This is a genomic window from Sphingobium sp. L-44, from assembly GCF_056859495.1.
Genome location: NZ_JBSXOQ010000121.1, coordinates 219,717 through 234,957, shown reverse-complemented (window position 1 = coordinate 234,957; position 15,241 = coordinate 219,717). Strand labels below are relative to the sequence as shown.

Here is a 15,241-nt window from a genome sequence, read left to right as displayed (position 1 = left end):
ATGCAGATCGAGGGCATGGCCGCCCTTGCCACACCCATAACCGAGGAGGTTCAGCCGCTACAGATTACACCCAAGGCCGCCTGAAAATGCAGCCCGATGGCCAGCACCGAAATTACACCACATTGACGGACGTGACCTTTGGTGGATTCCTTGGTCAGGTTCTGCGCTTCCAGGAAGACACTGAAATGATATTGCGGGAAGCGCAGCGTGATCTTGCCGTCCAGATAGCCTTCACCCCTGCGATAGAGCGGGTTATTGCCGTTATTGGCATCAATCACCGTCTGCATCCACTTGGAGCGATAATTGTAGCTCAGGCGGAAATTGAGCCAATCCTTGTCGTAGAAGAAGCTGGCATTATAAGTATATTTCGACATGCCGGGATATTCTTTGAGTTCCGCCCCGGTCGCACTGTTGGTGAGGTTGGTCCGCAACGCCCGCGAATAGCTGAAATTCGCGCTAGCCCCGAAACCGTCGAACGGCTTGGGCAGGAAGGTGAAGGCAGTCTGCGCATTCGCCTCGATGCCGTCGAGCAGCGCACCAAAGCCATTGACCGGCTGGCGCACCGTATAGCTGGAGCCGTCGTTGAACAGATCCACGCCGCTGCGGGTCACATTGGGAATGACGAAGCTGGATTCATATTTCTTCCAATAGCCCAGGCTCAGCATCGTGTCGGCGTTGGGATACCAGGCCAGGTTCACTTCCCACTGGTCGGCACGATAGGGCTTGAGCGCCGGATTACCCGCTGTGCAGGTATCGTCCGTGCCCGTGATGGTGATGTCATCCAAGCAATTGATGTTCGGCACCAGGTCGGTGGGACGCGGGCGGGCCAGATTCTTGGCCCAGTTCGCCCGCAGGAACAAGTCGCGCGCCAGTTCCAGATTGGCGTTGAAGGCCGGCATGATGTCCGTGTAACTGTTGCTGATCGTCACCGATTGCGCCGCCAGAACGACGGTTTCCGTGCCGCCGGTCGGGGTGAAGCGGGTCACGCGGCTGACATTGGTGCCGGTCCCTTCATCCTTGGTATGCATCCAGCGCACGCCGGCATTGCCGGTCAGGCGCATGCCGAAAATCTGGGTATCGATATCCGCCATGACATAACCCGCCAGCACGGTTTCGTCGATCTTGGCGCTGGGCACCTGCGGGAAACCATCGGCGAAGCGGACCAGATCATGATCGAAGCCCGACAGATCGTAGAATTTCCCCAGTTCCTCGGCATCGAAATTGGGGAAGGCGAGCCCCGTGGGCAGGCCAGCCGGCGCGCCCTTCAGGCCGGAAAAGAGCGGCGCGCCACCCGTGGTGCCGCCAATCGCGCCGATCAGCGCGGTATATTGGGCGGGCGTCATATACCAGGTATTGCCGTTGCGCGTCTGGGTCGGATTGGCGACGATATTCGTGGTGTAGGACACGTTGGCTGACGACTGATAGGTCATGCTCGTGGGATCGAGCAGGACCGAACCACCACCCTGATAGTTCAGGAATTTTTGTTTGCGCCCCTGTGCACCAAATTCGATCTTGCTGACGATCGGGTGATCGATTTCCCAATCGACGTCGATCTTGAACTGATCTTCGGTATTGTTGAACTCACCCGGACGATATTGCAGGCCGGGGCCATAGACCGGCAGCACTTGGCCATTGGCGCCGGTGCGGGTGAAGTCGGCATAGACCGCCGGATCGGCCGGGTCGAAATTGGACGGGAAGCTGAAGACCGGCAGCCCCTGGTCATTGTTGCGGTCGATGGTGATGCCCGACACGCTGGTGCCCAGCGAAATGAGGTTGGTCTGCTGATCGGTATGAGCGGTCGCATGCGATCCCATCACGTCGATCTTCAACCGGCTATTGGGCTCCCAGGTGAAGCCACCCGAGAAATATTTGCTGTCCTGATCATAATCGAAGTCACGGCGCTGCACGCCGATGATGTTCGCCGCGCCATTCCAGTTGGGGTTGGTTGCGGTACCGATGTTGACGGCGTCAAGCGCGGTGGTGAGGCCGGTGACGACATGGTTCCCGTTGACCGTCGAAGTGCCCAGTTGGACCCGGCGACGCGACGTGCCACCGCCCGCGCCGGCTGCCAGTTGCGGATCGAGATTGAAGCGCTCGATGCGGCCCAAATCGACCGAATAGTTGGTGTCCTGCAGCTTCTGGTTGCGCAGATTGACCTGGCCGTTGACATAGGCGCGGAAATTGGGCGCCACCTGATATTGCAATGTGACATCGGCCGAGATGCGCTTGTCATTACGCACCAGTTGGCGATAGCGCGGCACGGTCGGCGCCCAGTCGAAGAACTGGGTTTCGCACGCCAGCCGGTTGGCGGTAGCGGCCCCAGTGGTCGCACCACCGACGCCAGCGCAGCTCTCATATGTATTATAGTTGCTGTAGAGCGGGTTAGCGACCGTCTTCTCGGTCGAATGATCGAAATCGGCCAGCCGCTGCCAATTGGTGTTGCTGATATAATCCTGGCGTGTGTCAACGTCGCTATAGGTGGCGTTGACCAGGATGCCCAAGCCATCGATCAGGAATTTGGGCGCACCGGCAAAGAAGGTCAGGCGCGGCTTCCAGCTTTCCGTAAGATCCAGATGCTGGCCCGACGCGACCATCGAGATCAGTGGATCCTTCAGTTCCAGCGGTTTGCGCGTTTCGACGCGCACCGTGCCGCCAATGCCGCCTTCGGTCAGATCGACAGCATAGCCTTTATAGACGTCGATCGACTTGACCAGTTCGGCCGCGATTTCGCGGAAGTCGCCGGCGCGCGAACCGAGCGCGCTGACCTGGCTGACACCGTTGATCTCGACGCGGTTGAGGTCGGGCTCGACGCCACGGATCGAAATCTGGTTGCCCTCGCCAAATTCGCGGCTCAGCTGGACGCCGGTGATGCGGGCGAGCGAGTCACCGATATTCTTGTCCGGGAAGCTGGCGATATCATCGGCGACGATCGAGTCGACGACGGTGTTCGCTTCCTTCTTGCGGTTGATCGCCGATTGCAGCGAGGCGCGAGTGCCGACGACGACGATATCGGCAGCCGAAACGGCACCTTCCTTCTTTTCGCCTTCGTCATTTGTCTGAGCAATGGCCGAAGCCGACACCAGCATGACGCCGGCCATGGCGAGGGCGGAAGCGCCCTTCAGCGTCCGGCGAACCATTGCGATGTTTGAAAAATTGCGTGCACTTTCAGTGGTATGCTCGCGCATAGCCGATCCCCTCTCTCCCAGAACACCCCATGACCGACTCCGTTTCCCCACGGTCGTCGAATCAGTTTCTAGACGGAGAGTTACTGAACCTATATGTGGGATGCAATTCTAATATTTGGATCAGTAGTGATCCGGAGGGGAGATTGATGCAAATGCGCACCACTATTCGGGCCTTTACCATGACGCTCGGGCTGGCGACTTCGACCATGGCATTGGCAACTGGCCCCACCGCCCGAATAGCAGCCGAACGACTTGATCGCGGCACGGTAGCGCTACCAGCACATGATGGCGGCATGCTTATTACATGGCGTCTACTGGCCGATGATCCCGCCACCATCCGTTTCCGCCTGTTGCGCGACGGCAAGCCGATCCATGACAGCCGCGTCGGCGAAGCCACCGCCTTCGTCGACAAGAAGGGCAGCACGACCAGCCGCTATGCGGTGCAGCCGATCGGCGACAAACGCGCCCCCTCTCCCGCCATGATGTGGGACAAATCCTATCTCTCCATCCCCCTCACGCCCCCCGCCGACGGCGTCACCCCGGCCGGCGAGTCGTTCAGCTACACCGCCAACGATGCCAGCGCGGCCGATCTGGACGGCGACGGCCGTTACGAGATCATCCTGAAATGGGATCCAACCAACAGCCATGACAACAGCCAGGCCGGCTATAGCGGGCCGGTCCTGCTCGACGCCTATCGGCTCGACGGCACGCGCCTGTGGCGCATCGACCTTGGCCGCAACATCCGCGCCGGCGCCCATTATACCCAGTTCCTGGCCTTCGACTTCGACGGCGACGGTCGCGCCGAAGTGGCGATGAAGACCGCCGACGGCACGGTCGATGGCATCGGCACGGTGATCGGCGACGCGAAGGCCGACTGGCGCGGCCATGATGGCGAAGTGCCCCAGCGCGACCGCACCGGCGCCAAGATACTGCCCGATGGCACCAAGGTCGCGCCGATGCAGGGCCGCATCGTCAAGGGGCCGGAATATCTGACCGTCTTCGACGGCCTCACCGGCAAGGCGCTGGCCACCGCCCCCTATGATCCGCCGCGCTATCCCGGCGGCAATCCCACGACGCAGCAACTGACCGAAAGCTGGGGCGATGGCTATGCCAACCGATCCGACCGGTTCCTGGCCGGAGTCGCCTATCTCGACGGACATCTGCCCTCCATGGTCTTTGGCCGCGGCTATTATGCCCGCACCGCGATCGCCGCCTGGGACTGGCGCGACGGCAAGCTGACCCAGCGCTGGCTGTTCGACAGCAGCCAGCCAGGCAAGGGCGACTATGCCGGGCGCGGCAATCACCAGCTTTCGATCGCCGATGTCGATGGCGACGGCCGCGACGAGGTGATCTACGGATCGATGGCGGTCGATGACGATGGCAAGGGGCTGTGGACCCAGCCACTCTTCCACGGCGACACCATGCATGTCAGCGATCTCGACCCCGCCCGCCCCGGCCTGGAAAAATTCGGCGTGTTCGAGGATCAGCGCCAGAATGGCATGATCGGCTCCGCCCTGCTCGACGCGCGCACCGGCGAGATGCTCTGGTCCACCCCGGCCGAAAAGGATACCGGCCGCGGCGTCGCCGCCGATATCGATCCGCGCCACTGGGGCGCCGAGTTCTGGAACTCCAGTTCGGCCGAACTGTTCGACGTCGCCGGCAAGCCGATCGGCCCGCGCCCGCGCCAGATGAACTTCGCCATCTGGTGGGATGGCGACCTGCTGCGCGAACTGCTCGACAAGACGACCATTTCCAAATGGGACTGGGAAAATGGCAGAGAAATCCCCCTGCTCTCGCCCGAAGGCCTGTCGTCCAACAATGGCACCAAGGCGACACCGGCGCTGCAGGCCGACCTGATCGGCGACTGGCGCGAGGAAGTGGTGTGGCGCAGCGCCGACAATCGCGAACTGCGCATCTACACCACCCCCTATCCGACCACGCACCGCTTCGTCACGCTGATGCAGGATCCGGTCTATCGCCTCGGCGTCGCCTGGCAGAACACCGCCTATAACCAGCCGCCGCACACCAGCTTCTACCTGGGCGCCGGCAAGCAGGGCGAACGCTGACCCTTGATCGGGTGGGTCGCGCCCCGTGCGCCACCCATCTGACGGATCAATATGTGGATCACATATCCATTTTTAGGGATATCTATTGACCCATCGCCCGCCATCGCCCAAAGTGGCCTGACCAATATTGGAGAGGGCAAGGGCATGAAGCGGAAATCGGCTGTCGGCGCGCGGGTGCGTCAGTTGCGGGGTGGCCTGGCCCTGCTGGCGCTGGCGCCGCTCCTTCCCGCTCTCCCCGCCGCCGCCCATGACGCCTCCACCGTCACCGCTTCGCCGCGCCAGACCTATAATCTCAATCCCGGCTGGCTGATGACCACCGGCGATCAGGCCGGTGCGCAGCAGCCCGGCTTTGACGACAAGGGCTGGCAAAGCGTCACCCTGCCCAACGCCTTCAACGAGACGCAGGCCTTCGCCCGCGATATCAAGGCGCTGTCCACCGGCATCATCTGGTATCGCAAGCATATCAGCCTCCCCGCCGATGCGACACGCCGCAGGGCCTTCCTGGAATTTGAAGGCGTGCGCCAGGCCGCCGAAATCTGGGTCAATGGCCGCTCGGTTGCCCTATCCGAACATGGCGTGATGGCCTTTGGCGCCGATATTACGGCTGCGCTCAAACCCGGCGACAATGTCATCGCCGTGCGCGTCGACAATGACTGGAAATATAAGGAACGCGCCACCGGCAGCGGCTTCCAGTGGAACAACGACAATTTCAACGTCAATTATGGCGGCATTACCAAGAATGTCCGGCTCCACCTGACCGGGCCAGTCTATCAGACGCTGCCGCTCTATTCGACGCTCGGCACCACCGGCCAATATGTCTGGGCCGACGGTTTCGACATCGCCGGCCGCCGCGCGACCATCCATGCCGAAAGCCAGGTCCGCAACGACAGCGCCGCCGCCCGCGCCTTGTCGCTCCGCGTCGAAGTGCGCGATCCCGCCGGCCGCCGCATTGCCCGCTTCGACAGCGCCGCCGCCTCGATTGCGCCCGGCCAGAGCGCTACCCTCGCCGCCGCCGCACCGGTCGCCGGCCTCCATTATTGGAGCTGGGGCTATGGCTATCTCTACACCGTCACGACCAGCCTGATGGACAAGGGCAAGGTGATCGACAGCGTCGACACCAGGACCGGCTTCCGCCAGACCCGCTTCGGCGATGGCAAGATCGACCTCAACGGCCGCACCATCATGGTCCATGGCTATGCCCAGCGCACCTCCAATGAATGGCCCGCCGTCGGCACCTCCATCCCGCCCTGGATCAGCGACTTTTCCAACGCGCTGATGGTGGAGAGCGGCGGCAATCTGGTCCGCTGGATGCACGTCACCCCGTCCAAGCAGGACATCGAATCCGCCGACCGCGTCGGCCTGATGCAGGCGATGCCGGCGGGCGACGCCGAAAGCGACGTCACCGGCCGCCGCTGGGACCAGCGCAAGGAGGTGATGCGCGACGCGATCATCTATAATCGCAACAATCCCTCGATCCTCTTCTACGAAAGCGGGAACGAGAATATCAGCGAAGCGCATATGGCGGAGATGAAGGCGATCCGCGATCAATACGATCCCCATGGCGGCCGCGCCATCGGATCGCGCGAAATGCTGGACAGCAAAGTCGCCGAATATGGCGGCGAGATGATGTATATCAACAAGAGCGCGAAGCATCCGATGTGGTCGATGGAATATAGCCGCGACGAAGCCGCCCGCGCCTATCAGGACAATTTCACCCCGCCCTTCCACAAGGATGCGCCCGCCTATAATCGCAACCAGGACAGCCATGCCATCGAGGATGTGAAGCGCTGGAACGACTATTATGTCATGCGGCCGGGCACCGGCACCCGCGTCAGTTCGGGCGGCGTCAACATCATCTGGTCGGACAGCAACACCCATTATCGCGGCGACAATAATTATCGCCGCTCGGGCGAGGTCGACGCCGTGCGTATCCCCAAGCAGGGCTTTTTCGCGCATCAGGTGATGTGGAACGACTGGGTCGACAGCGTCACGCCCGCCACCCACATCATCGGCCACTGGAACTATGCGCCCGGCACGGTCAAGGACATGAGCGTCGTGTCCAATGGAGATAGCGTCGAACTGTTCCTCAACGGCCGCTCGCTCGGCAAGGGCCAGCGCAGCGATAGTTTCCTCTTCAGCTGGAAGGCTATCGCCTTCGCGCCCGGCACGCTGCGCGCCGTCGCCACCCACGCCGATGGCAAGACGTCGGAATATAGCCTCGCCACCACCGGCCCGGCGGTCGCGCTCAAACTCACCCCCCATGTCTCGCCGCGCGGCTTCGTCATGGACGGCGCCGACATCGCGCTGGTCGATGTCGAGGCGGTCGATGCGCAGGGCCGCCGCGTGCCGGTCGACGCCAGCAAGGTCCATTTCGACTTCCAGGGGCCAGCACTCTGGCGCGGCGGCATTGCCCAGGGCGACAGCCAGGGCAAGGTCCGCGCCGGCCAGACCGAGGGCGAAGCGGTGGTGACCAAGCCGCATGGCGCGGACGGCACCACCTCCTATGCCGGCACTGCGCGTGAGGAGGATAATTATATCCTCTCGCCCGACCTGCCGCTGGAAGGCGGCGTCAACCGCGTCCTGATCCGCGCAGGCACCAAGGCGGGCACCGTATCGCTCACCGCTACCGCGCCGGGCCTCAAAGCCGCCAGCCTGTCGATCCAGACCAAGCTGCCCGCCGCCACCAAGGGCGGTCTGTCGACCGACTTCGCCGACGCCTTCCAGCCCGGCGGCCTAGTGCGCGGCCCGACGCCCGCCACCCCCAGCTTCACGCCGCACCGCACGACTTTCGTCGCGCAGGATATCCGCGCCGGGTCAGGACAGGCCGATGCCGGTGCCACCGTCGACGACAATGAACTCACCCGCTGGGCGAGCGACGGCAAGCCGGACAATGGCTGGATCGAATATCGCTTCGCCACGCCGGTGCGCTTAAGCGAAATCGACCTGAAGCTGGTCGGCTGGCGCTCGCGATCCTATCCACTCGAACTGACGATCGACGGCAAGAGCGTCTGGCGCGGCGAGACCGAACGGCAGCTCGGCTACACCACGCTCCGCTTCCCCGCCACGACCGGCCAGACACTGCGCATCCGCCAGACCGGCCCGGTGCAGGACAAGGACGCCTTCGGCAAGGTGGTGGAACTCGCCAGCGCCCGCCAGGCCGGCGACACCGGCGCCGACGCCGTCCCTCCCGGCTGGCACCTCGGCATCGTCGAAGCCGAATTCCACGGCCCGGTCGACTGACGCCCCCAGCCCGCACGCTCCCACATCCGTTCGTTTCGAACTGTCGAGAAACGAGAAAACGCGCCGGCCGTTTCCCTGATCGCCTGCCTTGCCAGAAGCGATCATTCCTTCTCCCGCTGGCGGGAGAAGGATACGCAGCCTTGCCGGCAAAGCCGGCTAGGCGAAGTTGGATGAGGGTAGCTTGTTTCAGAAGGCCCTCACCCTCCCACGCCTTTGGCACGAGGCCCTCCCTCTCCCGTGAACGGGAGAGGACAAGCGCTACGACGCCTTTGCCAGTCCCGGCACCCGCACCGGCTGCGCCACCGGCCGGTTGAGCGCCACCGACAGCCGATCCGCCGTGCGCAGCGCCAGCGCGGCGATGGTCAGCGTCGGATTGGCCCAGCTCGACGTCGGGAAGGTCGAAGAGCCCACGACATAGAGATTGGCCTGGCCATGCACCCGCCCGTCGGCATCCACCACGCCCTGGCGCGGATCGGTCGCCATGCGGGTCGTGCCCATATGATGATAGCCGCCGATCGCGTGGGACGAGATGAGCGGATCGTTGCGCCACAACTCGCCCGGCTCGTCCAGCCAGTCGGCCCGCTCGACCCGGCCCATGCCCAGCCGTTCGAGTTCGCGGCCCAGGCCATCGACCAGTCCCGTCACGCTATGCTTGTCGATCGCCGACAGCCGCCAGTCCAGCGCCACGCGCGGCACGCCCAGCGCGTCGCGCTCCTTCGTCAGCAGCACCCGGCTATCGGGATTGGGCGCCTGTTCGGCCCGCACCAGCAGCGCGATCTCCAGCTTGCCCGCCTTGTGCAGCAGCCAGGGACGCAGCGGATCGACATGGCGCTGGGCCCAGGTCGCCGCCTTCTTCGTCATCATCCACATCCGCCGGCCACTGCGCGTCGGCGACATGTCATGCTTGAGCGAGCCATAGGCGCGCATGCCCCAGAATTGCGACGCCCGCGCCGGTTGCCGCCCGACGATGGTGAGCGAGCTGTTGAGCAGCCCCTCGCGCCGTTGCAGATCGGCAGACGGCGTGATGAGCGCCGCCATGTCATGCCCGCCGATCCGGTGCCGCCGGCCGAACGCCTTGAGCAGCGGCCAGGCCTTGGCATCGACGATCCGCCCGCCGCGCGCATGGGGATGTTCCATGAAATTGCGGCCGACCTGGTCACGCTCATTGCCGATGTTCGATGCCAGCAGCAGCCGGGCATTTTCGATCCCGCCCGCCGCCAGCACGAAGGCGCGCGCCTCGACATGCAGATGCGCGCCGGCCAGCGCCTTCGCCTCGATCCGGCTGATCGCGCCATCCTTCGTAACGATCCGCGTGACGCTGGCATGGGTGATGATCTCGCAACGCGGATGATCGCGCAGATCCTGGCACGCGTCGAAGGTGAAGCGGTTGAAACGCGGATCGAAATTCCACACCGGCATGTGCAGTTCCGACCGGTCGAACCCCGGCAGCGGTACGCCATGGGCGCTCAGCGCCTCCGCGCTCGCCGGCTCGTCGCCAATCTCGAATATGCCGCGCGCCTGGCCATAATAATCCTGCAATTCGTCCCAGGACAGTGGCCAGCCTGATCCCGCCACCCAGTCGCGGCGTTGCAGGTCGATCGGGTCCAACGTAGCACAGCGCCCTCCCCAGATCGCGGTCGTGCCGCCAAAGAAGCGCAGCCGCGCATCGTCCAGATCATAATAGGCCTGGCCGACATTCTTGCCGGCGTTGAGGTCGGCGGTTTCCCGCTCATAGTCCAGCCCGCCGCTTTCCAGCAGCAGCACCTGATGCCCGGCCGCCAGCAGCCGGCGCGCGGTGGTGATGCCGGCCGCGCCCGCGCCGATGACGCAGACATCTGCCCGCCGGCGCAGCGCGCCGGTCTGTTGCGAGAGATCAATGCTCATTCATGCGTCCTGATTATTGGCCAGATCGGCCGCGTGCTTCTGCAGGAAATCCTGGGACTCCACGCCGGTCAGCACATAGACGGTGCCCTTGCGGGCCCAGTAGGCGATGGTCTCGCCGTCGACGACCTGGGTGCGCGGCGTTTCCGGCAGGCCGGTGACAGCCCGCGCCGCGAACAGCGACACCGGCGCCTTTTCGCCCGCATCGATCACCAGTTGCAGGCTCGGCCCATAGTCGGACGGGAACAGCTGCACATCCAGCACCCGCCAGCCCGCCGGCAGCACCGGCACGTTGATATGGGTGGCCGACCGGACATCGGCCGGGTCGAAATGCGGGATTTCGGGCTGCGACTTCATGTGCGACCGCACCAGCGCGGTCTTGTGCGACATCAAGGCCTCCTCGATGAACACCGGCATCGCCTGCGCCGTCGGCGCCACACCCATGTTCAGCTTGCCCACGCCCAGCGCCACCGCGGCGACGATGCCCGCCGCCATCGCCAGCCCGCCGCTCAACCGGCGAAACAGGCGACTGCGGTGCAGCGCGCCCTCCACCTTGCGGGCGCTGTCGTGCAGGCGTTGCGGCACCGGCTGCTCGTCGCGCTCCGCCAGCGCCCGCATCGCGTCGCGCACCGACAGATCGGCCAGCACACGCGCGGCGACATCGGGATTGCGCACCAGATAATCGGCCACTTCCAGCCGCCCCATGGCGTCGAGCTGGTCGTCGACATAGGCATGCAGTTCGCATTCGGTGATGGTGAGTTCCGCCATGGCTCAATCCCTCACGATGCGCAGATGGCCGGGGCGCACGGCTGGCGCCCCCTCCTCCAGCGCACGCAGCTTCGCGCGGGCGCGGGACAGGCGCGAAATCAGCGTGCCGATGGGAATGCCGATCGCGTCGGCCGCATCCTGATAGGAAAGCCCCTCGACCGCGACGAGATGCAGCACGGTCTGCTGCTCCTCCGGCAAAGCGCTCAGCGCCGCCTCAATCTGGTGCAGCCGCACCATCTGCTCCTGCGCCGGCGCCGCCACCGGCTCGGCCTGCGCCACGGCGTCGGCGCGGAACCGTTCGCGCACGGCCGCCCGTCGCGCGCCGCTGATGAAGACATTGTGCAGAATGGAAAACAGCCAGACGCGCAGTGGCCGGCCGCGCTGATAGCTGTCGGCATTGGCATAGGCGCGCACCAGCGCATCCTGGACCAGGTCTTCGGCATCGCTTTCATTGCCGGTCAGTCGACGGGCGTAGCGCATCAGCGCGGGCAACAGGTCGACAACCTTGGGCGGCGTGGGTTTCATACGTCACTTACGCCTCAGTGATCGCTTTAATCCCCCTTCGCCCAAATATTTCTGAATTATGTATCTTCAACCCGTCAGGGCTGGATTTCGCGCCTTTCCGCGCTGCTGCGCAGGCCTGCTTCCAATATTTCCATCACCGCGATCGCTTCGTCCGCCGGCACCGGATTGGCGCCCTCACCCCGGATCGCATCGGCCAGCGCCTGCCAGAACAGCCGGTAATCGCCACGTTCATTCATAATCACATGGCTATCACCCGTCGCATCGGTCAGATGGCCCGGCTGCGGATCGACGCCCCAGTCCGCCCCCTCGGGCCGCTGCCCCGCGACTGTCGCCGCTTCCTGCCCGTCGGTCCCATGCTTGATCCAGCTGCCGCCCGTGCCATGCACGACGAAGCGCAACCCATGCGCCGCCGCCTGCTTGGTCGCATGCAGCAGCACGCGATGGCGCGGATAGCGCAGCGTCACATGGAAATAGTCGGGCGACGCTGCCCCCTCGCGCAGCGCCGCAATGTCCGCGCTCACCCCTTCGGGCTTGCCGAACAGGCACAGCGCCTGGTCGATCAGATGCGGCCCCAGATCCTGCCAGATGCCTGCCGCCCGCACATCCTTCCAGGTCGTGGCCGGGGTCGGCCGCCAGCGGTCGAAATGGCTTTCGAACTGGATGATCTCGCCCAGCCGTCCCTCGGCAATCAACCGGCGCAGGGTGCGGAAATCGGCGTCCCAGCGCCGGTTCTGGAAGATCGTCAGCAAGCGGCCCGCGCCTTCCGCCTCGGCCGCGACCCGGCGCGCATCAGCCAGCGTGGTGGCAAAGGGCTTGTCCACCAGCACATGCTTGCCCGCCCGCAGCGCGGCGATCGCATGGTCGGCATGCAGCTCATCCGGGCTGCACACGATCACCAGATCGATCCCCGGCAGCGCCAGCAGCGCATCGACATCGGGCACCACCTGCATGCCCGGCAGGCCGGCATGGACCTTGGCCGGATCGCGCGAGACGACGGCGCGCAGCACCATGCCCGGCGTCGCCACCACATAGGGCGCGTGGAACGCCCGCCCGCCCAGGCCATAGCCGATCAGGCCCACGCCGATTTCCTGCATCATCATCGTCCCATATCGCCGGGGCGGATCAGGGCGCACGCGCCTTGCCCCATAAAGATAGCATATACTATCTTCATGCCGAATCCCGCGAACGGGATCATGCCGAGAGGATAGCGCCCATGTTGTTGCGCCGACCATCGCCGCTTGTCGACCCGGCATCGGGTGTGCTGCGCGCCGACCATTTCCAGATCGCCTATGCGACCAACGATATCGACCAGGCGCAGGCGATCCTGGCCGATCGCTATGGCATAGGCGCCTTTCGCCGGCTCGAAGGGCCGCTGGCGGCCGGCGGCCAGATCCGCGTCGAACTGGCCTGGGTCGGCCCGGTCATGTATGAATTGCTGACCGCCTCCGGGCCGGGATCGGACATCTACATGGACCGCCTGGCACCCGGCGATGCTTTCCAGCTGCGCCATCATCATCTGGGCTATCTGATCCACGACGCCGCGCAGTGGCAGGCCCTGCTCGCCCGCGCGCAAGCCGACGGCCTGCCCGTCCCCCATGTCAGCCATAATCAGGGCTTCATGGACAGCTGCTTCGTCGATGCGCCGGAGCTTGGCCATTATCTCGAATATATTTTCCCCACCCAGGCCGGGATCGACTTCTTCGCCGCCGTCCCCGCCACCTGACCCGCCCGAAAGGACCAACCATGCCCCCTGCCCCCCGCGCGATCGTCGTCGGCACCGGCTTTGGCTGCCGCATCCATGTCCCCGCACTGCGCGCTGCCGGGTTCGAGGTGGCAGGCCTCGTCGGCACGGATCCCGACCGCACCCGCCGCCGCGCCGATGCTGTCACCATCGCTGACATCTTCACCGATCTGGGCGAAGCGATCGAGCGCACCGGCGCGGTCGCGGTGACGATCGCCACGCCCCCCGCCACCCATGCCCCGCTCGCCCTGACCGCGATCGAGCGGGGCTGCCACATCCTCTGCGAAAAGCCGATGGCCGCCGACCTGGCCGAGGCCCGCGCGATGCTCGCGGCGGCAGAACAGGCCGGCGTCACGCACCTGATCGGCAACGAGTTCCGCTGGGCGCCCGAGCGCGCGATGATCGGCCGCGCCATCGCCAACGGGCTGATCGGCGATCCGCGCTATGTGACCCTGTCCAGCGTCCTGCCGATCGTCGCCGATCCTGCCGCCCGCATGCCGCGCTGGTGGTTCGATGCCGGCGCGGGCGGCGGCTGGCTCGGCGCCCATGGCTCGCATCTGGTCGACCAGTTGCGCGTCTGGTTGGGCGAGGTCGACAGCCTCAGCGCCACCCTGCCCACCGTGTCGGACCGCCCGGCCGACGCGGCGGAGGACAGCTATGTCGTCCGCTTCGGCATGAAGAATGGCGCTCAAGGCGTACTTCAACACAGCGCCGGCGTCTGGGGTCCATCCGAAAATATCAGCCGCGTCGCCGGCACCCATGGCACGCTCTGGGTCGACAAGGGGGTGGTGAAGATCGCCGACCGGGATGGCGTGCGCGACCTGCCGGTCGATGCCGACCTTGGCCTGCCGCCGATCGAAACCGACGACCCACGCAAGGCGGCGATGCTGTTCGAACTCGCCCCCTTCATCCGCCTGTTCGAAGCCTTGCGCGCCGGCGTCGAAGGGCGGCCGATGCCCGATGGCGTCCCGGTCCCGACCTTCCATGATGGCGTCGCGGCGATGGCGCTACTCGACGCCATCCGCCAGTCCGCCGCGCAGGATGGCGCGCTCATCAATATGGCCTGAAAAGAGAGAAGGCCCGTCGACGGGGGGATGTCGACGGGCCCGATCTGCGAGACCGCCCGAGCGGGGGGAAGTGCGGCGGCCTCGTGCAATAGAACGGGCCAGGGCAGTGATGGTTCCCGCCTTATTGCTGATGCGGCAGCAATTCGATGAACAGCCCTTCGGCGTCGGCACACAGCAGATCGCCGTCACGCAGTTCGCCGCGCACGAAACGCTTGCGCCCCTCGACCTTCGTCACCCAGGCGCTGACCTGCAATTCCTTGTCGATCGGCGTGATCGCCCGATAATTGACGTGCAGATAGGCGGTGCGCGCCATGCGCTGGGCGCTCATATTCGCCGGCAGCCCCAATATCTCGTCGAACAGCAAAGCCACCGCCCCGCCATGGGCGGCATAATTGGCGCCCAGGTGGAAGGCGCCAAAGGTAACGCGGGCATGGAGCGAATCGTCGCCCATCTGATCGGGGATGAAGGCCGGCGCAAACACCTGGCCATGGCCCGGCGCGTCGCGCACCCGGCCGAACATGCGATGCGCCTCGTCCGCCACCATCGGCGTCAGCCGCTGCGTCCATGCGGCCAGGTCCGCGTCCAGCGCCTGCGCCGTAGCGTCGTCCAGCTTGGCGGCGGCGACATGATCCAGGAAATCGCGCAGCCGGTCAATCATCGCACCATAGGGCGTATCGCCCGTCAGCCAGCGCCCGCCCAGCAGATCCCGTTCTGCGTCCGCTCCCGGTCCTGCCGCCGATCCTGCTTCCGTCATCTGTCGTCCTGCTC

10 protein-coding genes are annotated in these 15,241 nt (G+C 65.0%); 4 read left to right on the top strand and 6 right to left on the bottom strand.

What is annotated here, in order from left to right:
- Nucleotides 1-50 precede the first annotated feature (50 nt).
- Complete coding sequence (locus tag AC13EK_RS23455) at nt 51-3,137, bottom strand: TonB-dependent receptor (RefSeq protein WP_483022403.1); 3,087 nt, start codon at nt 3,135-3,137, stop codon at nt 51-53.
- Between the two features lie 227 nt (nt 3,138-3,364).
- Here AC13EK_RS23455 and AC13EK_RS23450 point away from each other — a divergent pair, with 227 nt between their 5' ends.
- Entirely contained in the window at nt 3,365-5,251 is a 1,887-nt protein-coding gene (locus AC13EK_RS23450; protein ID WP_483022402.1) for a rhamnogalacturonan lyase, read from the top strand.
- 144 nt (nt 5,252-5,395) lie between these two features.
- Nucleotides 5,396-8,491, top strand: a complete 3,096-nt coding sequence (locus AC13EK_RS23445) for a DUF4982 domain-containing protein (RefSeq protein WP_069335532.1) — start codon at nt 5,396-5,398, stop codon at nt 8,489-8,491.
- A 258-nt stretch (nt 8,492-8,749) separates the two neighbouring features.
- Here the strand turns inward: AC13EK_RS23445 and AC13EK_RS23440 are convergent, their stop codons facing one another.
- From AC13EK_RS23440 to AC13EK_RS23425, 4 genes are all read right to left on the bottom strand, one after another.
- Nucleotides 8,750-10,375: an FAD-dependent oxidoreductase gene (locus tag AC13EK_RS23440; protein ID WP_069335533.1), complete on the bottom strand. Its 1,626-nt coding sequence runs from the start codon at nt 10,373-10,375 to the stop codon at nt 8,750-8,752.
- A complete protein-coding gene (locus AC13EK_RS23435) occupies nt 10,376-11,140 on the bottom strand; it encodes an anti-sigma factor family protein (protein ID WP_004211880.1) in 765 nt (254 codons plus the stop codon).
- 3 nt (nt 11,141-11,143) lie between these two features.
- On the bottom strand, nt 11,144-11,665 hold the full coding sequence (locus AC13EK_RS23430) for a sigma-70 family RNA polymerase sigma factor (RefSeq protein WP_069335534.1): 522 nt from the start codon (nt 11,663-11,665) through the stop codon (nt 11,144-11,146).
- Nucleotides 11,666-11,739: 74 nt separating this feature from the next.
- A complete protein-coding gene (locus AC13EK_RS23425; RefSeq protein ID WP_081331564.1) occupies nt 11,740-12,765 on the bottom strand; it encodes an oxidoreductase in 1,026 nt (341 codons plus the stop codon).
- Nucleotides 12,766-12,878: 113 nt separating this feature from the next.
- Between AC13EK_RS23425 and AC13EK_RS23420 the strand changes: the two genes are divergently transcribed.
- Both AC13EK_RS23420 and AC13EK_RS23415 read left to right on the top strand, forming a co-directional pair.
- Nucleotides 12,879-13,388 (top strand): VOC family protein, encoded by a 510-nt coding sequence (locus tag AC13EK_RS23420; protein ID WP_069335535.1) that lies wholly within the window; start codon nt 12,879-12,881, stop codon nt 13,386-13,388.
- Between the two features lie 20 nt (nt 13,389-13,408).
- Nucleotides 13,409-14,473 carry a Gfo/Idh/MocA family protein gene (locus AC13EK_RS23415; protein ID WP_069336321.1) on the top strand — a complete coding sequence of 355 codons (1,065 nt, stop codon included), beginning with the start codon at nt 13,409-13,411 and terminating at the stop codon, nt 14,471-14,473.
- Nucleotides 14,474-14,594: 121 nt separating this feature from the next.
- Here the strand turns inward: AC13EK_RS23415 and AC13EK_RS23410 are convergent, their stop codons facing one another.
- Nucleotides 14,595-15,227, bottom strand: a complete 633-nt coding sequence (locus AC13EK_RS23410; protein WP_069336320.1) for a PaaI family thioesterase — start codon at nt 15,225-15,227, stop codon at nt 14,595-14,597.
- Between the last annotated feature and the right edge of the window lie 14 nt (nt 15,228-15,241).